Source organism: Streptomyces sp. NPDC001348 (genome assembly GCF_053597535.1).
Genome location: NZ_JBSFIK010000026.1, coordinates 66,863 through 83,439 on the forward strand (window position 1 = coordinate 66,863; position 16,577 = coordinate 83,439).

Annotated in this window: 18 protein-coding genes and 1 pseudogene; 12 read left to right on the plus strand and 7 right to left on the minus strand. The window is 73.4% G+C overall.

Annotation, left to right across the window (positions count from 1 at the left end):
* Positions 1 to 4: 4 nt before the first annotated feature.
* Positions 5 to 1,201 (plus strand): sensor histidine kinase, encoded by a 1,197-nt coding sequence (locus ACWC21_RS25580; protein WP_450885208.1) that lies wholly within the window; start codon positions 5 to 7, stop codon positions 1,199 to 1,201.
* Positions 1,198 to 1,812, plus strand: coding sequence for a response regulator transcription factor (locus tag ACWC21_RS25585; RefSeq protein ID WP_450885155.1), 615 nt, complete (start codon positions 1,198 to 1,200; stop codon positions 1,810 to 1,812). Before ACWC21_RS25580 ends, ACWC21_RS25585 begins: the two co-directional genes overlap by 4 nt.
* A gap of 21 nt (positions 1,813 to 1,833) precedes the next feature.
* Here ACWC21_RS25585 and ACWC21_RS25590 read toward each other — a convergent pair whose 3' ends face one another.
* Positions 1,834 to 2,685, minus strand: a complete 852-nt coding sequence (locus ACWC21_RS25590; protein WP_450885156.1) for a transglutaminase-like domain-containing protein — start codon at positions 2,683 to 2,685, stop codon at positions 1,834 to 1,836.
* Between the two features lie 18 nt (positions 2,686 to 2,703).
* Entirely contained in the window at positions 2,704 to 3,834 is a 1,131-nt protein-coding gene (locus tag ACWC21_RS25595) for a GNAT family N-acetyltransferase (protein ID WP_450885157.1), read from the minus strand.
* Positions 3,835 to 3,974: 140 nt separating this feature from the next.
* Between ACWC21_RS25595 and fdxA the strand changes: the two genes are divergently transcribed.
* Together fdxA and ACWC21_RS25605 are read left to right on the plus strand one after the other, a co-directional pair.
* Positions 3,975 to 4,295 carry a ferredoxin gene (gene fdxA, locus ACWC21_RS25600; protein WP_003973842.1) on the plus strand — a complete coding sequence of 107 codons (321 nt, stop codon included), beginning with the start codon at positions 3,975 to 3,977 and terminating at the stop codon, positions 4,293 to 4,295.
* Between the two features lie 104 nt (positions 4,296 to 4,399).
* Entirely contained in the window at positions 4,400 to 5,497 is a 1,098-nt protein-coding gene (locus ACWC21_RS25605) for a bifunctional succinyldiaminopimelate transaminase/glutamate-prephenate aminotransferase (RefSeq protein WP_450885158.1), read from the plus strand.
* Between the two features lie 111 nt (positions 5,498 to 5,608).
* Here the strand turns inward: ACWC21_RS25605 and ACWC21_RS25610 are convergent, their stop codons facing one another.
* Complete coding sequence (locus ACWC21_RS25610) at positions 5,609 to 6,115, minus strand: ATP-binding protein (RefSeq protein WP_450885159.1); 507 nt, start codon at positions 6,113 to 6,115, stop codon at positions 5,609 to 5,611.
* 287 nt (positions 6,116 to 6,402) lie between these two features.
* A complete protein-coding gene (locus tag ACWC21_RS25615; RefSeq protein WP_450885160.1) occupies positions 6,403 to 7,452 on the minus strand; it encodes a heavy metal transporter in 1,050 nt (349 codons plus the stop codon).
* Between the two features lie 69 nt (positions 7,453 to 7,521).
* On the opposite strand from ACWC21_RS25615, the gene dapE reads away from it, so the two are divergent.
* Positions 7,522 to 8,601 (plus strand): succinyl-diaminopimelate desuccinylase, encoded by a 1,080-nt coding sequence (gene dapE, locus ACWC21_RS25620; RefSeq protein WP_450885161.1) that lies wholly within the window; start codon positions 7,522 to 7,524, stop codon positions 8,599 to 8,601.
* Positions 8,602 to 8,705: 104 nt separating this feature from the next.
* Complete coding sequence (locus tag ACWC21_RS25625) at positions 8,706 to 9,464, plus strand: LOG family protein (RefSeq protein ID WP_450885162.1); 759 nt, start codon at positions 8,706 to 8,708, stop codon at positions 9,462 to 9,464.
* 370 nt (positions 9,465 to 9,834) lie between these two features.
* Here ACWC21_RS25625 and folP read toward each other — a convergent pair whose 3' ends face one another.
* Positions 9,835 to 10,695 carry a dihydropteroate synthase gene (gene folP / locus ACWC21_RS25630; protein WP_450885163.1) on the minus strand — a complete coding sequence of 287 codons (861 nt, stop codon included), beginning with the start codon at positions 10,693 to 10,695 and terminating at the stop codon, positions 9,835 to 9,837.
* Positions 10,696 to 10,821: 126 nt separating this feature from the next.
* Between folP and ACWC21_RS25635 the strand changes: the two genes are divergently transcribed.
* Positions 10,822 to 11,172: a DivIVA domain-containing protein gene (locus tag ACWC21_RS25635; protein WP_450885164.1), complete on the plus strand. Its 351-nt coding sequence runs from the start codon at positions 10,822 to 10,824 to the stop codon at positions 11,170 to 11,172.
* On the plus strand, positions 11,169 to 11,756 hold the full coding sequence (locus ACWC21_RS25640; RefSeq protein ID WP_450885165.1) for a DNA-3-methyladenine glycosylase I: 588 nt from the start codon (positions 11,169 to 11,171) through the stop codon (positions 11,754 to 11,756). Before ACWC21_RS25635 ends, ACWC21_RS25640 begins: the two co-directional genes overlap by 4 nt.
* 12 nt (positions 11,757 to 11,768) lie before the next feature.
* On the opposite strand, the gene chcB is transcribed toward ACWC21_RS25640, so the two are convergent.
* Positions 11,769 to 12,572 carry a 2-cyclohexenylcarbonyl CoA isomerase gene (gene chcB, locus ACWC21_RS25645; RefSeq protein ID WP_450885166.1) on the minus strand — a complete coding sequence of 268 codons (804 nt, stop codon included), beginning with the start codon at positions 12,570 to 12,572 and terminating at the stop codon, positions 11,769 to 11,771.
* Positions 12,573 to 12,945: 373 nt separating this feature from the next.
* On the opposite strand from chcB, the gene ACWC21_RS25650 reads away from it, so the two are divergent.
* Entirely contained in the window at positions 12,946 to 13,113 is a 168-nt protein-coding gene (locus ACWC21_RS25650) for a DUF3117 domain-containing protein (RefSeq protein WP_018544333.1), read from the plus strand.
* Positions 13,114 to 13,257: 144 nt separating this feature from the next.
* On the opposite strand, the gene ACWC21_RS25655 is transcribed toward ACWC21_RS25650, so the two are convergent.
* Positions 13,258 to 13,929 carry an O-methyltransferase gene (locus tag ACWC21_RS25655; RefSeq protein ID WP_450885209.1) on the minus strand — a complete coding sequence of 224 codons (672 nt, stop codon included), beginning with the start codon at positions 13,927 to 13,929 and terminating at the stop codon, positions 13,258 to 13,260.
* 259 nt (positions 13,930 to 14,188) lie between these two features.
* Here ACWC21_RS25655 and sigE point away from each other — a divergent pair, with 259 nt between their 5' ends.
* From sigE to ACWC21_RS25670, 3 genes and pseudogenes are all read left to right on the plus strand, one after another.
* On the plus strand, positions 14,189 to 14,896 hold the full coding sequence (gene sigE, locus ACWC21_RS25660; RefSeq protein ID WP_450885210.1) for an RNA polymerase sigma factor SigE: 708 nt from the start codon (positions 14,189 to 14,191) through the stop codon (positions 14,894 to 14,896).
* Entirely contained in the window at positions 14,893 to 15,858 is a 966-nt protein-coding gene (locus ACWC21_RS25665) for a zf-HC2 domain-containing protein (RefSeq protein WP_450885167.1), read from the plus strand. The genes sigE and ACWC21_RS25665 overlap by 4 nt, the downstream gene beginning before the upstream one ends.
* Positions 15,859 to 15,992: 134 nt before the next feature.
* Positions 15,993 to 16,577 (plus strand): annotated as a pseudogene (locus tag ACWC21_RS25670) (hypothetical protein); the annotation flags it as partial.

A 16,577-nucleotide genomic window follows, 5' to 3' on the forward strand; every position in this document is an offset into this window, starting at 1 on the left:
CACGATGACGCAGGACCCGGTGCGTGAGGAGCCCGGGAGGGAGTCGCCGATCCCTCTGGGACAGTCGCTCAGCAGCCGCAAGGACATGCTGCTGCGCAAGGTGCTGTGGATCGGCGTCTGGCTGGTCTTCCTCAGCTCGCCGGTCCACGACCTCGTCGCCGGGAACCACACCGTCGCGGGCACCACGGCCGGCTGGCTCGGTCTCGCGGTGTTCGTGGGGCTCTACCTGGCGCTGGTCTTCCGCAACATGGGCACACCGATGGCCCCCCGGCGCGTCGCCGGTGTGCTCGTCGCCCTCGCCGTACTGGCGACCGTGCTGAGCCTCACGCTCGGCGCGCACTGGCTGGGCCTGTACTGCTACGTCTCCGTCGCCTGCGGGGCCACCCTCCCGTTGCGGATCGCGCGCTGGGCGATACCCGCGACGGCCGGGACGATGCTGCTGGCCGGCCTGCACGCCGGCGAGGAGGAGGCCCAGAACCTGCTCCCCCTGGTCGTGCTCATCGGGTTCGCCATGACCGGGGTCGTGCAACTCCTCCGTACCACCGTCGAGTTGCGCAAGGCCCGGGCCACCGTCGCCCAGCTCGCCGCCAACGAGGAACGGCTGCGCCTCGCCCGCGACCTGCACGACCTGCTCGGCCACTCCCTGTCCCTGATCACGCTGAAGAGCGAGCTGGCGGGCCGGATGCTCCCCGACCACCCCGACAAGGCGGCCCAGCAGGTCGCCGACATCGAACAGGTCAGCCGCCAGGCGCTGGTGGACGTACGGGAGGCGGTCACCGGCTACCGGCGCCCGCGCCTGGCGGCCGAACTGGCCGGAGCCCAGGTCGCCCTGACCGCCGCCGGGGTCGTCGCCGAGGTGCCCGCCGAACCGGACCTGGCCGGCGTTCCCGAGGAGACCGAGGCCACCCTCGCCTGGGCGCTGCGCGAGGCGGTCACCAACGTCGTACGGCACAGCGGTGCCGGGCGCTGCACGGTGGAGGTGCTGCGCCGCCAGACCCTGGACGGGCCCGTCCTCGAACTCGCCGTGGAGGACGACGGATCGGGCGGATCGGGCAAGGGGCCCGGCAACGGTCTCACCGGTCTGACCGAGCGCCTGGAGAAGGCCGGCGGCACCCTCGAGGCGGGCCGGGGCAGACGGGGTTTCCGGCTGGTCGCCCGTGTACCCGCGCCCACCGCCGGGGACGTACTATCCGGGGCATGAGCAGCACGATCAAGGTCCTCCTCGCCGAGGACCAGTCGATGGTCCGGGAGGCGCTGGCCGCCCTGCTCGGCCTCGAGGACGACATCGACGTCGTCGCCCAGGTGTCGCGCGGGGACGAGGTGCTGGCCGCCGCCCGCGAGCACGGCGTGGACGTCGCCCTGCTCGACATAGAGATGCCGGGCTGCACCGGCATCGAGGCCGCCGCCCGGGTCCACAAGGAACTCCCCGCGGTCAAGCTCGTCGTGCTCACCACCTTCGGGCGGCCCGGCTACCTGCGCAGCGCCATGGAGGCGGGTGCCGACGCCTTCCTGGTCAAGGACGCCCCCGCCGCCCAGCTGGCCGCGGCGGTGCGCAAGGTGCTGGCCGGCGAGCGCGTCATCGACCCCACCCTCGCCGCGGCGGCCCTCGCCGAGGGCGCCAACCCGCTCACCGACCGCGAACGCGAGGTCCTCCGCGCCGCCGCCGACGGCTCCACCAACGCGGAACTGGCGGCCGCCCTGCACCTGTCCCAGGGGACGGTGCGCAACTACCTCTCCACGGCGATCCAGAAGCTCGCGGTACGCAACCGGGCGGAGGCGGTGCGGATCGCCCGCGAGAAGGGCTGGTTGTAGCGGCCGGACCCGCGCGGGCGGTCAGTTGAGCATCGCCCGCGCCGCCTGCGCCTGCTGCCGCACCCGGTCCGCGGCCGTCTCGTCCACCACTTCCACGAGCTCGGCGTACGCGTCCAGCTCGGTCGCGCCCTCGGTGAAGTCCCCCCGCTGCACGAGCAACTGCGCCCGCTCGTACCGCAGCCGGGCCGGATGGGACGGCAGCAGCAACGACAACTCCACTGCCCACAACCCCACGTCCGACCGCTCCGGCCGGGCCGCCGCCCACGCCCGGACGTTGTTCAGTATCCGTGTCACCACCTCGAGGGGCGCCGCGGCCACGAGCATCGCCGGATCCAGTGGAGCACCCGTCGCCCCGGCGACCAGCAACTCGGCGTCGTCCCCGCTCAGCACCCGCCCGCCGTCGAACGGATCGGCGAGCACCTGCTCCGCGGCCGTTCCGAAGCCCACCACGAAGTGGCCCGGCAGCGCGACCCCGTACACCGGTGCCCCGGCCCGCCGGGCGACCTCCATCCACACCACCGACAACAGGATCGGCAGCCCGCGCCGCCGCCGCAGCACCTCGTGCAGCAGCGAGGACTCCAGCCGCTGGTAGTCCGCGGCGCAGCCCCGGAACCCGTACCGGTCGCCGAGCAGCTCGCACAGTGCCACCGCCCAGGCGTGCGGACCACCCGGCCGGAACGGCAGCTGTCCCGCCAGCCGGTCCAGCTCCATCTGCGCCGCGTCCACGCCGGCCTCGTCCAGCGAGCCGTCCGCCTGCGCGGCGAGCAGCAGGCACAGCGCCGACAGGTCGGGCCGCTCGGACCGCGCCTCCTCGGCGAACCGCTGCCGCAGCTCGGCGGTCCGCCCGGACGGTGGGGGATAGGGGGGACTCATGACAGGCACCTGCCCCGTTCAGGAGGATCCGTGCCGCGGGCCGGCGGGGTCCTCCGGCGCGCGGTAGTGGTGGTACGTGTGGTGGGCCGAGAAGCCCAGACCGGCGTACAGCGCCCGAGCGGCCTCGTTGTCGGTCTCCACCTGCAGCCAGGCCGCCGAGGCGCCCTCCGCCAAGGCCCGGCGGGCGAGGGCGGCCATCACGGCCGTGGCCAGCCCGCGCCGCCGTACGGCCGGGTCCACCTCGACGGCGGCGAAACCGGCCCACCGACCGTCCACGACACACCGGCCGACGGCGAGCGGTGTGCCACCCTCACCGCCGCCCTCCTCCCGGGGACCCGGGGGGACCGTCGCGAACCACACCGACGGCCCCGAGCCCAGCACCTTCAGGGCCACCTCACTCACCCCTCTGCGCCGATACCGTGCCAGCCACGCCTCGTCCGCCTCCCGGGTCAGCGCCACCCCGGTGCCCTCGGCCCGGTCGGCGAGCGGCGCCAACGCTCCGATCCACAGCTCGGCACTCACCTCGCGCACCCAGCCGCGCCGCTCCAGCTCCGCGCAGAGCAGCTCCTGGGTGCCCTCGGCGCCGGTGGCGGTCTGGACGTACGCGGGGAGCCCGCGCTCGCCGTACCAGCGTCGTACGGCCGCCAGGGCTTCGTCGAGGGGCAGCCCGGGATCGCCGGCCGGCAGGACACTGTTCGCCCGCCTGGTGAAGCCCGCCCGTCGCCCGGCCACCGCCCCCCATCGACCCTCCCCCAGAGCTGAACGCCTGGGGGGACCCCCATCGCGGGGCACCTTCTCGACCGCGGCCCTGAGCTCCCACTCGCCCAGCCGCTCGCTCTCCACCGGACGCCACGCCCGGGAGGCGACGTGCGCCAGTTCGGAGTAGGTGGCGGACGGGCCCCGCCGACGCGCCGGGGCGGCCGGGACCACCTTGCCCGCGACCAGCGCCGATTCCGGAATCCGGACGCTCTCGCCGTTCCGCTGTGTGATCAGCAGCACGCCGTCGTCCCATGATGTGAGAACACCCACCGTGTCGGTGAACTTCTCCTCCGACGCCTCAGTGTCCCTCAAGCGCCGTACGGAGACTCGTTTGCCCACGTCAGCAGCGGTGACACGGACCGTGAAGTGCCCAGCGGCCGAGATTTCCACAGGTCAGTTCACCCCTCCTGTTCGGATCATGCCCAGGAACGGAGATACTAGGGGCGGGCATCGACGACGCCGCGCTCCCGCGCGCCAGGCGGCGGAGCCTGAGGAGGCCCGCCAGCGCCCTATCGAGGAGGAACGACAGCGTGACCTACGTCATCGCGCAGCCTTGTGTCGACGTCAAGGACAAGGCGTGCATCGAGGAGTGCCCGGTCGACTGCATCTACGAGGGCCAGCGGTCCTTGTACATCCACCCGGACGAATGCGTCGACTGTGGTGCCTGTGAGCCGGTCTGCCCGGTCGAGGCGATCTTCTACGAGGACGACACTCCGGAGGAGTGGAAGGACTACTACAAGGCGAACGTCGAGTTCTTCGACGAGCTCGGCTCCCCGGGCGGCGCCAGCAAGCTGGGGCTGATCGAGCGGGACCACCCCTTCGTCGCCGCGCTGCCGCCGCAGAACCAGTAAGAGCGGCCGCATCCGCGTCCTTCGGTCCCGTACGGCACGATCGTCCTGATCGCCGCCGTACGGGGCCGAGGCGTTCGCCGAAGCAGAAAGTGAGCCAGATCCCCGTGTCCGCAGTCTCCGACCGGCTCCCGACTTTCCCCTGGGACAAGCTGGAGCCCTACAAGAAGACGGCCGCCGCGCACCCCGACGGCATCGTCGACCTGTCCGTCGGCACCCCGGTCGACCCGGTCCCCGAGATCGTCCAGAAGGCCCTGATCGCCGCGGCCGACTCCCCGGGCTACCCGACGGTGTGGGGCACCCCGGCGCTGCGCGACGCCATCACGGGCTGGCTGGAGCGCCGTCTCGGCGCCCGCGGGATCACCCACCGCCACGTGCTGCCGATCGTCGGCTCCAAGGAACTGGTGGCCTGGCTCCCCACCCAGCTGGGCCTGGGCCCCGGTGACCGGGTCGCCTTCCCCCGGCTGGCCTATCCGACGTACGAGGTCGGCGCCCGGCTGGCACGGGCCGAGTACGAGGCCTACGACGATGCGACGGAGCTGGACCCCGAGGGCCTGAAGCTGCTCTGGCTGAACTCGCCGTCCAACCCCACCGGTCAGGTGCTGGCCAAGGAGGAGCTGACCCGGATCGTCGCCTGGGCCCGCGAGCACGGGGTGCTGCTGGTCTCCGACGAGTGCTACCTCGAGCTGGGCTGGGAGGCCGACCCGGTCTCGGTCCTGCACCCGGACGTGAACGGCGGCTCGTACGACGGCATCGTGGCCGTCCACTCCCTGTCCAAGCGCTCCAACCTGGCGGGCTACCGCGCGGCCTTCCTGGCCGGCGACCCGGCCGTCCTGGGCCCGCTCCTGGAGATCCGCAAGCACGGCGGCATGATGACCTCCGCCCCCACCCAGGCGGCCGTCGTGGCGGCCCTGGGCGACGACACCCACGTCCACGAGCAGCGCGAGCGCTACGCGGCCCGCCGCACCGCCCTCCGCGACGCCCTCCTCGCCCACGGCTTCCGCATCGAGCACAGCGAGGCCAGCCTCTACCTGTGGGCCACTCGTGACGAGTCCTGCTGGGCCACGGTCGCCCACCTGGCCGACCGCGGGATCCTCGTCGCCCCGGGCGACTTCTACGGCCCGGCGGGCGAGCGGTTCGTCCGCGTGGCCCTGACGGCGACGGACGAGCGGGTCGCTGCCGCGGTGCGCAGGCTGACCGAGTAGCCGCCGCCTCCGCGGCTCCGCCGAGGCGGACGCGGGCGCCGGAAGAGCGAAAGGACGAAGGGGCCCGGGAGACATCCCGGGCCCCTTCGCCGCGAAGACCAGCAGCCGTGCTCAGGCGCCGAGCTGGGGCACACCCTTGGTGCTCGGCAGCGAGGCGGCCGGCAGCGAGGACGTCGGCAGCCCGCCCTTGGCCACCGGGAGGGAGGCCGCGGGCACCCCGCCCTTGGTGAGGGAGCCCGTCGGCAGCCCGCCCTTCGTGGCCGTGGACGCGGTGTCGCCCACGACACCGCCGGCGGTCCCCGCCACCTCCCCGGCGGTCCGCTGCGCCGCCGGCGTCGCCTTCTTCAGGACCTTGCCACCGGTCTTGCCCGCGGCGGGCACCGCCTTCTTGACCGCCTGGCCGCCGGTCTCACCCGCGACCCCGGTGACGTTCTGCGTGGTGCTGTCGATGGTGTTGCCGGCGCTGGCCCCGTCCAGTGCGGTCAGCCCGCCGACGTTCGGGGTGGCAGGCAGGTTCGTGGCCGCGCCGGCAGAGCCGGCCGCACCGACCCCGGCAGCCGCTCCCGCTGCGACAAGCAGCGCGGCACGGGCGATCCGGCGGGTCAGGGGGAGGGACATGATGCTCCTTCGCGGAAGGGAAAGATGAACTGATCGTCCGGACTCGGACGCAGTGAATACCGCACGAGTCCCGCGAAGGTTGCGGAGGCGAGGGGTAACGAGTTGATAACGCATCGCATTATCTGCTGGGGATAAAAACGGGCGAAAGGTGTCCCGAGGGGGCACCTGCAGAATCCTTCCGGCCCTTTTTCCGCAAGGGTCGGACGAGCCGGAGGGTGACCGCGCGAAAACCTGCGCACCCATACCCCCGACCCGCACCGCACTACCCGGACGAGTGAGTTCCCGTACTACTGCCCGGTCACGATCCGTACGGCGTTCGTGGCCGCCTCGGCACCGCCGGTGCCCGTGGACCCGGTGCTGCGCCACCGGCTCCGCGTGCTCCCGGCGGCCCACTCGCGCCCGGCGTACGACACCCGCTCGATGTGCAGGGCCGAGGAGTTGGCCACCGCCCAGTGCGCCAGCTGCCAGCCGCGCTCCCGCGCCGTCCGACCGGTCTGCCGCGCCCGGGTGTGCGTGCCGTCCGCCGGTGCGTCGGCGGGCACCGGCACGGTCACCGTCCGTCCGTGCGCCTCGGCCGTCACGCTCGGGGACGGCCGCGCCCCCTTGCCGCTCACCTCGGCGCCGGCCTCCTGCAGGGCGTCGCGCCCGAAGTCCCGTACCAGCGCGGTGCGCACCGCGTCCGGGCCGCTTGCCGCGGCCTGTGTCCCCGGACGGCCGTCGCAGGTCAGGGTGGCCGCCGCGCGCCCGGTCAGGGCGGCGGCGAGCAGCGCGGCGTCCGGTTCGTGCTTGGCGTACGCCTCCGGGTAGCCGCTGCGCTGCACGCGCTGCGCGGCCACGGTGAGCGGCAGCTCCGCGTAGTCGGGGACCTTGGCCAGGTGCTCGTAGAAGACGCCCGCCGCGTACGTCGGGTCCATGATCTGCTTCTCGGTGCCCCAGCCCTGCGAGGGCCGCTGCTGGAACAGGCCCAGCGAGTCCCGGTCCCCGTGTTCTATGTTGCGCAGCCCCGACTCCTGCAGCGCGGTCGCCAGCGCGATGGTCACCGCCCGCTCGGGCATTCCGCGTCCGGTGCCGACCGCGGTGATCGTCGCCGCGTTCACCGCCTGTTCGGGGGTGAAGTCGTAGGACGCGCCGTCGCCCTTCGCCGAGACGACCTGGCAGCCCGGAGCGCCCGCGCCTCCGGTGACGTACTGGACGACGAGATAGCCCGCGACGGCGAGGAGGACCACGACGGCCGCCCCGAAACGGAAGAGGCGGCCACGGCGCTTGGGGGCGTTCGAAGTACCCGGACTGCCGGGACCGCTGGGAACGCCAGGGGTGGTGGGGGACGGCTCTGGCACCCGTACAAGGTACTGGAGCCCGCTGTGACCCCGGCGTCGGGTCAGGCGTGGCAGGTTAGGGTCGAAACCATGGCCGACACCACGCTTGATCTCACTCTGGACGCCGCCGAGCTCACCGCGCGGCTGGTCGACTTCCGCTCCGAGAGCGGTGCGGAGAAGCCGCTCGCGGACGCGATCGAGAGCGCGCTGCGTGCCCTGCCGCATCTGCGGGTCGACCGCTACGGCAACAACGTGATCGCCCGCACCGACCTGGGTCGGGCGGAGCGGGTGATCCTGGCCGGCCACATCGACACCGTCCCCATCGCCGGCAACGTCCCCTCCCGCCTCGACGAGGACGGCGTCCTGTGGGGCTGTGGCACCTGCGACATGAAGTCGGGCGTCGCGGTCCAGTTGCGGATCGCGGCCACCGTCCCGGCCCCCAACCGCGACCTCACCTTCGTCTTCTACGACAACGAGGAGGTCGCCGCCCACCTCAACGGCCTGCGGCACGTGGCCGAGGCCCACCCCGAATGGCTGGCGGGCGACTTCGCGGTGCTCCTCGAACCGTCCGACGGCCAGGTCGAGGGCGGCTGCCAGGGCACCCTGCGGGTGCTGCTGAAGACCAGGGGCGAGCGGGCCCACTCGGCGCGCGGCTGGATGGGCTCCAACGCGATCCACGCGGCGGCCCCCGTCCTGGCCCGCCTGGCCGCGTACGAGCCGCGCCATCCCGTCATCGACGGACTGGAGTACCGCGAGGGCCTGAACGCGGTGGGCATCAGCGGCGGCGTGGCCGGTAACGTCATCCCCGACGAGTGCGTGGTCACCGTCAACTTCCGCTACGCGCCCGACCGTACGGAGGAGGAGGCGGTCGCGCACGTCCGCGAGGTCTTCGCCGACTGCGGTGTCGAGGAGTTCGTGGTGGACGACCACAGCGGCGGGGCGCTGCCGGGGCTGTCCCATCCGGCGGCGGTCCGGTTCATCGAGGCGGTCGGCGGTACCCCGCAGCCGAAGTACGGCTGGACGGACGTCTCCCGCTTCTCGGCCCTGGGCGTCCCCGCGGTCAACTACGGCCCCGGCGACCCGCACTTGGCGCACAAGCGGGACGAAAGAGTGGAAACCGGGAAGATCCTGGCGGGCGAGGAACGGCTGCGCGCCTGGCTCACCGACTGACCGCCCGGCACGGCGCTGCGTCGCGGACACGCTCACGTCCCCCGTCCGTAACCCCCGGCGATCTACGCTGAGGCGGAAAGACCCGGCAAGCGGAGGGAGCGCACATGGCTACCGGCAACCCCGAGGGCAAGAAGCAGCCACCGGAGGAGCAGCGGCTGGGACCGGTCCTGAGACGGCGCGGACAGGTGACCACGAGCACGACGGACCAGCGTCTGCTGGACGAGCGCGCCCCCACCGACTGGGTGCACACGGACCCCTGGCGGGTCCTGCGCATCCAGTCGGAGTTCATCGAGGGCTTCGGCACCCTTGCCGAACTCCCGCCCGCCATCAGTGTGTTCGGCTCGGCGCGGACGCCCGTGGACTCGTCCGAGTACGAGGCCGGCGTCCGCCTCGGCCGCGGCCTGGTCCAGGCGGGCTGGGCGGTCATCACCGGCGGCGGCCCGGGCGCCATGGAGGCGGCCAACAAGGGGGCCAGCGAGGCCGGTGGCACCTCGGTCGGCCTCGGTATCGAGCTGCCCTTCGAGCAGGGGCTCAACCCCTACGTCGACATCGGGCTCAACTTCCGGTACTTCTTCGTCCGCAAGATGATGTTCGTCAAGTACGCCCAGGGTTTCGTGGTGCTGCCCGGCGGCCTCGGCACCCTCGACGAACTCTTCGAGGCCCTCACCCTCGTCCAGACCCAGAAGGTCACCCGCTTCCCCATCGTCCTCTTCGGCAGCGAGTACTGGGGCGGTCTGGTCGACTGGCTGAAGAACACGCTGGTGGCCCAGGGCAAGGCAACGGAAAAGGACCTCCTCCTCTTCCACGTCACGGACGAGGTGGACGAGGCGGTGGCCCTGGTGTCCAAGGAGGCGGGCCGCTAGCGCGGGGCCTGAGCGGGTAGGGGGTGAGCTCGCCCGGTGCTTTCCATCCTGGGCCTGCTCCAGCGGGCCCCTCTGGGGGCTCCGCCCCCAGCCCCCCGGCTTGTGCCCACCCACCACCCGTCCCACCCGACTGGGAGGCGCGGGCCTTTCTCAGCCCGTCTGGGGGTCCCCCCTCTGGGGGAGTTCGAGGACGAGGCCGTTCAGGCCGAAGGGGGCCCGGGGGGCGCAGCCCCCGGCGGGGTGCAGGGGCGGAGCCCCGCGGGGGTTCAGGGGGCGCAGCCCCCTGGCGGGGTCGAAGGGGCGGAGCCCCTGGGGACGGGAAGGGTAGGGGCGGCGGGGGCGGAAAGACCGCGGGTCGGCGCCCCGCCGGCTACGCCAGCCCCCGCCGGGCGACCGCCGGGGGCCGGTGGCCCGCGATCGACGCCACCATGTCCAGCACCTGACGGGTCTCCGCCACCTCGTGCACCCGGTACACCTGCGCCCCCAGCCACGCCGACACGGCCGTGGTCGCCAGCGTCCCCACCACCCGCTCCTTGACCGGCCGGTCCAACGTCTCCCCGACGAAGTCCTTGTTGGACAGCGACACCAGCACGGGCCACCCCGTGGCGACCATCTCGCCCAGCCGCCGCGTCGCCTCGAGACTGTGGCGCGTGTTCTTCCCGAAGTCGTGCCCGGGATCGATCAGCACCGACTCCCGGGGCACCCCGAGCGAGACCGCCCGCTCGGCCAGCCCCAGCGTCACCCGCAGGATGTCGGCCATGACGTCGTCGTACGTCACCCGGTGCGGCCGGGTCCGCGGCTCGGCACCACCCGCGTGCGTGCACACCAGCCCCACCCCGTACCGGGCCGCGACCTCCGCCAGCCCGGGGTCCACCCCGCCCCACGCGTCGTTGAGCAGGTCCGCCCCGGCCTCGCAGACCGCCGCCCCCACCTCGGCCCGCCAGGTGTCCACGCTGATGACCACGTCGGGGAACCGCCGCCGCACCTGATCGACGAACCCGACCGTGCGCCGTGCCTCCTCCGCCGCGGACACCTCCTCGCCGGGCCCGGCCTTCACCCCGCCGATGTCGATGATCGCGGCACCCTCGGCGACCGCCTGCTCCACGCGCGCGAGGGCCGGCTCGTCGCGGAAGGTGGCCCCCTGGTCGTAGAAGGAGTCCGGGGTCCGGTTCACGATCGCCATGACCACCGGCTCGTGCGGTCCGAATTCCCGCCTGCCCAGCCTGAGCATCCCCTGTGACCTCTCCTGGTACGTCCGTCTCCACAGCCGCCTGCGACCCTAACCGTCAGCCTCGCATGGCACGATCGGACCCAGCACTTTCGACAACGAGCACACCGAGCGTGGGGACCCTCAGCGATGGTTATGTTTCTGTTCCTGGTCGTCGCGCTCGCCGTCGTGGTCGCCGCGGTGACTCTCGCCGTGGTGGGCGGCGGCGAGAGCGGTCCGCTGCCGGAGGCCGCGCCGGAGCGCCTGCACGACCCGCTGCCGCCGGACCGCCCGGTCGCCCGAGCCGACGTGGAGAACCTCCGCTTCCCGCTCGCGCCCCGCGGGTACCGCATGGCCGACGTGGACGACGCGCTCGGCCGCCTCGCCGCCGAACTCGCCGAGCGGGACGCCCGTATCGCCGACCTGGAGTCCGCGCTGGCCGGCGCCCACGCGGCGGCCCACGCCCCGCAGGACAAGCCCGCCCAGGAGGAGCAGCAGTGAGCGACGGCGCCGCCCTCGCCGGCCCGGACGGCCTGCCGCGCTGCCCCTGGGCGCTGTCCGCCGCGGAGTACGTGACGTACCACGACGAGGAGTGGGGCCGCGCGGTCCACGGCGACGACGCCCTGTACGAGCGGCTCAGCCTGGAGGCCTTCCAGTCGGGCCTGTCCTGGATCACCATCCTGCGCCGCCGCCCGGGCTTCCGCGCCGCGTTCGCCGGCTTCGAGATCGCGGCGGTGGCCGCCTTCACCGACGAGGACCGAGAGCGCCTGCTCGCCGACCCCGGCATCATCCGCAACCGTGCCAAGATCGACGCGACCCTCGCCAACGCGCGCGTGCTCGCCGACTGGTCTCCCGGCGAGCTGGACGGGCTGATCTGGTCCCACGCCCCCGACCCGGACGGCCGCCCCGCGCCGAAGACCCTCTCGGACGTCCCGGCGGTCACGCCCGAGTCGACGGCCCTGTCGAAGGCCCTGAAGAAAAGGGGCCTGCGCTTCGTCGGCCCGACGACGGCCTACGCGCTGATGCAGGCGTGCGGCCTGGTGGACGACCACCTGGTGACGTGCGTGGCCAGACGGGCGGCCTGAGCGGCCCGGACCTCACCGCCCGAGGTACTTCGGCCTCTCCTTGTTCACGAAGGCCTGCACCGCGATCGCGTGGTCCTCGGACCGCCCCGCCCGCGTCTGGAGCTCGTCCTCCTTCTCGAGGGTCTCCTCGAGGGAGTGGGTGAGCCCGTACGCCACGGCCTCCTTGAGCGCCGCGTACGCCACGGTGGGCCCCTCGGCCAGGGCCCGCGCCGTCTTCTCGGCCTCGGCCCGCAGCTCACCGGCGGGCACGAGACGGTTCGCGATGCCCAGCTCGTAGGCCTCCTGCGCGGTGATGCTGCGCGGGAAGAGCAGCAGGTCGGCCGCCCGGGCCGGGCCGACGACCCGCGGCAGCGTCCACGAGATCCCGGAGTCGGCGGTCAGGGCGACGCCCGCGAAGGACGTGTTGAAGGCCGCGGTGTCCGCCACCACCCGGTAGTCGGCCGCGAGCGCGAAGCCGAGACCCGCTCCGGCCGCGACTCCGTTCACCGCCGCGACCACCGGCTTCGGGGCGCCGGTCAGGGCTCGCACGATCGGGTTGTAGTGCTCCCGCACGGTGCTCATCGTGTGCCCCGAGCCGGTCTCCCGGTCGGCGGCCAGCAGCCCGATGTGCTCCTTGAGGTCCTGCCCCACGCAGAACGCCCGGTCGCCGGCCGCGGTCAGCAGCACGGCCCGTACGGCCGTGTCCGAGGCCGCCGCCTCCGCCGCCTCCCGGAGGGCGACCTTGGCGGCGATGTTCAGCGCGTTCATCGCCTCGGGGCGGTTCAGCGTGATCGTCGCGAGCCCGTCGCTGACCTCGTAGAGCACGGTGTCGGCCATGGCGTATCCCCTCCGGTGTCACGGCTCGGCGTACCGCTCGGTACGTCCGGTGTCTGAAGGACAGCATGGCCGAGATCGTCGCCGGAGTAGCGGACCGGACGTGTGACCTGCGTCAAAGAATGTTCTCGCGGCCGGGGGCCCCGGACGTCCGCGGGGTGGCGCAGTATCGCAGTCCCATCGCCGAATTGAGTGGTTTTGCTCGCGCGCGTTGCGCAAGCGATGCCTACTGATGTTGGTCATCGGGTCGTGCGATGCGGGATAATGGCCTGGAAGCAATGTGTTCGATGCCGGTGTCGCGTGTCCGTCCGGACCGTGCGTGCCCGCCCAGGGCCGTCGGCTGACGATGAGCTGGGTTTCAGGAAGGGGAACGAGCATGGCGGCCATGAAGCCGCGGACGGGTGACGGCCCGCTCGAGGTGACCAAGGAGGGGCGGGGCATCGTCATGCGCGTTCCGCTCGAAGGCGGCGGTCGGCTCGTCGTCGAGCTGACCCCCGACGAGGCCGAGGCGCTCGGCGACGCCCTCAAGAAGGTCGTCGTCTGACGCGCCGGCGATCCTGTTCTCCCGGTTGCCCCGGCACCGTCACGGTGCCGGGGCAACCGCGTCCCCAGACCTGTCCCCACTCTCGCTGTTCTCGCGTACCCGCCCGTCCGGCGTTCACGCCCGGCCGCGCCGGACGGCCACGCGTCACCGCTTGACCGCGCACAGCAGGCCGTCGCCCACCGGCAGCAGGGACGGGACCAGTTCCTGGCTCTCCCGGACCGTGCGCAGCAGCTCCCGCAGCCGCAGCACCTCCGTGGGCTGCGGTCCCGAGTCCATCGTCCGGCCGTGCGCGAAGACCCCCTCGAACACCACCAGGCCTCCCGGACGCAGCAGACGCAACGATTCAGCGAGGTAGTCCAGGTACTCCAGACGGTCACCGTCGCAGAAGACCAGGTCGTAGCCCGCGTCCGCGAGGCGGGGGAGCACGTCCAGGGCACGGCCGGGGATGAAGCGGGCGCGGTTGCTGGCGAAGCCGCAGGCACGGAAGGCCTGCCGGGCGAACTGCTGGTGCTCCGGCTCGGGGTCCACGGTGGTCAGCACCCCGTCCGGGCGCATCCCGTGCAGCAGGTGGATCCCGGAGACGCCGGTACCGGTGCCGATCTCCGCGACCGCCTTGGCGTCCACGCTGGCAGCGAGCAACCGCAGCGCGGCGCCGGTGCCGGGCGCCACCGAGCGCAGCCCGGCCTCCCTGGCCCGGTCGCGGGCCCAGCGCAGAGCGTCGTCCTCGGCGACAAAGGCGTCGGCGAACGCCCAGCTCGTCAGCCGGTTGCCGGTAATGGCCCTCTCCTGTCCCGTGTTTGCCTGGCGTGACTGTATCCGTTGCCCCGGGAACCCGCAGATGGGACCAGGCGTTTAAAGGGGTGAGCGAGTCACGGGGGATCCCGACGGGGGGCAGGAGATGGAGCAGGGTGCCGAGCAACTGCTGACGCAGCCGCACGAGCCGTGTCAGCGCAGATCAAATTCTCGTAAAACCGCTTATCCGGAGCTAACGGACGAGGTGGCTATGGTAGGGGCTCCACTGGACACCACCAGAGCTGACAGGGGAGGTGCGGCCACGCCTTTGGACCGGGGAGGAGTGCTGCGGCGCTTCCTCGGATCGGCGGGCAGGCCGAAATCCGTGAACGACACCGCTGCCGACCACGGCCACACGGCCGACGTCGCCCAGACCGCGACCTTCTCCACCGACGCGGACGGGCAGGCGTGGACTCCGCCCACCTGGGAGGAGATCGTCAGCACGCACAGCGGCCGGGTCTACCGGCTGGCGTACCGTCTCACGGGCAACCAGCACGACGCCGAGGACCTCACCCAGGAGGTCTTCGTCCGTGTCTTCCGCTCCCTGTCGACGTACTCGCCGGGCACCTTCGAGGGCTGGCTGCACCGCATCACCACCAACCTGTTCCTGGACATGGTCCGGCGCAAGCAGCGCATCCGCTTCGACGCCCTCGGCGACGACGCCGCCGAGCGGCTGCCCAGCAGGGAGCCGACCCCCCAGCAGGTCTTCAACGACGCGCACTTCGACGCGGACGTGCAGCAGGCCCTGGACACGCTCGCGCCGGAGTTCCGTGCCGCCGTCGTCCTGTGCGACATCGAGGGGCTGTCGTACGAGGAGATCGCCGCGACCCTCGGCGTGAAGCTCGGCACGGTGCGCTCCCGTATCCACCGCGGCCGCTCCCAGCTCCGCAAGGCACTGGCGCACCGCTCGCCGGAGGCCCGTGCGGCCGAGCGACGGCGCTCCTTCGTGGCCCGTGTCCCCGTCCTGGGAGGAGGGGGCGCGACCGCGTGAGTGGATCACGGCCGAAACCTGCCGAGGGGCAGCTGGCAGAGCAGCATCTGGGAGACCGGCTCTCCGCTCTGGTGGACGGAGAGCTCGGTCATGAGGCTCGTGAGCGCGTCCTGGCCCACCTGGCGACCTGTGCCCGGTGCAAGGCGGAAGCGGACGCCCAGCGCCGTCTGAAGAACGTGTTCGCGGAGGCGGCCCCGCCTCCTCCCTCGGAGAGCCTCCTGGCCCGTCTCCAGGGACTCCCCGGGGGAGGTGATGCGGACGGCGGTGGCTCGCCGTCGCCCGGGGGACCCTCCGCCGAGGCCTCCGGCACCGACGTCTTCGGAGTGAGCCGCGGCCAGCGGTTCGCCTTCGGGTACGTCCCCGCCCGCCCGCACACCCCCGCCGCCGACCGCGGTTTCCGCGTCCACCCCGTCGGCCGCCCGGACGCCGACCGGTCCGCCTCACGAGGGCGGCGGTTCGCGTTCGTCGCCGCCGGGGCGGTGTCGCTGGCCGCGGTCGCGCTGGGGGGTGTGACCACCGGTTTCCCGGCCGACCCGGCCGCGGACGCCCGCGGCGGCTCCGGCACCGGCGGAAACGTGGCTCCGGCCCGCACGGCCGGCTCCGGGGCGACGCCGGCGGCCGAGAACCAGCGCCGACGCCCGGCCGGACCGCTGCTGGCGCAGGGCACACGGCTCGGACGGACGTCGACGGCGCCGACCTCGATGGCGGCTCCCCTGCTGCCCGGCATGCCGTCCCCCGCCGGGCGGAACCAGCAGGCCGTGCCGGCCACTCCGCTGGTGGCCGGTGCGGGCGTCATGTCCCCGCTGATACGGCCGGCCGGCCCGACCCCGCCGTTCACCTTCACCACGTGGTCCTCGGTCCCCGAGGTCACCGGCCCGGGCCTGCTCGCCGCACCCGTCCCCGACAGCACCCCCGTTCCCGTCGTCCCCTCGCTGCCCGCCTCATCCCGCACCGCCCCCTGACCGGGGCCCTGCGCCACGGCCCGCACACCTGGTTGAATCCTGTGTGGGCCGTGCCCGCGGTGTGAAGAGGGCGCGGAATCGACGATCCGCGGCCACCGTCGACGAGCCGGGCCGCGGCGAGCGGTGGGGAGAACATGAACGAGGGGAACGGGGTCCCGCAGGGGGAGACCGAGCGGGACGGCGCCGATGTCGCGCCGGCCCGGCCCGCGCGCGGCGCCTCGACCGAGGGCGACTTCGAACTGGCCGACCCGGCACCGCCCCCGCCGGCACACGGCTCCGGCGCCCCTGTGACCGGCCCGGACGAGCCCGTGGCCGGGGCGCAGGAGGCGGGCGCCGTCCTCCCGGGCGTGCGGGACCCCGGCGGGGACGCGACAGGGCGCCCCGAGGGGCCGGTGAGGCCGGTTGCGGGGGAGTCCGAAGCGCCGGCGCCCGAGGCCGCTGCGGTGCCGTTCGGGCAGGGCGCCGGTGAGCCGGTGGGCGGGGCGACGGTCCCCGGTTCGGCTGCCTCCGCCACCGAACGGCCGAGGCCCTTGCACGACCCCGACCCGTACAGCACGCCGCCGTACGGCCGTCCCGGCCCCTGGGCGCCTGCTCCGCCCGTCCAGCACCCGGCGAACCGCACCGCCGCGGTTCCGGCGCCCGCGGGGCCGCCGCCTGCCGCGCCCCCCGCGGCCACCGTCCTTCCTCTGGAGGCGCCGCCCGCCGGGCCGTCGCCTGCC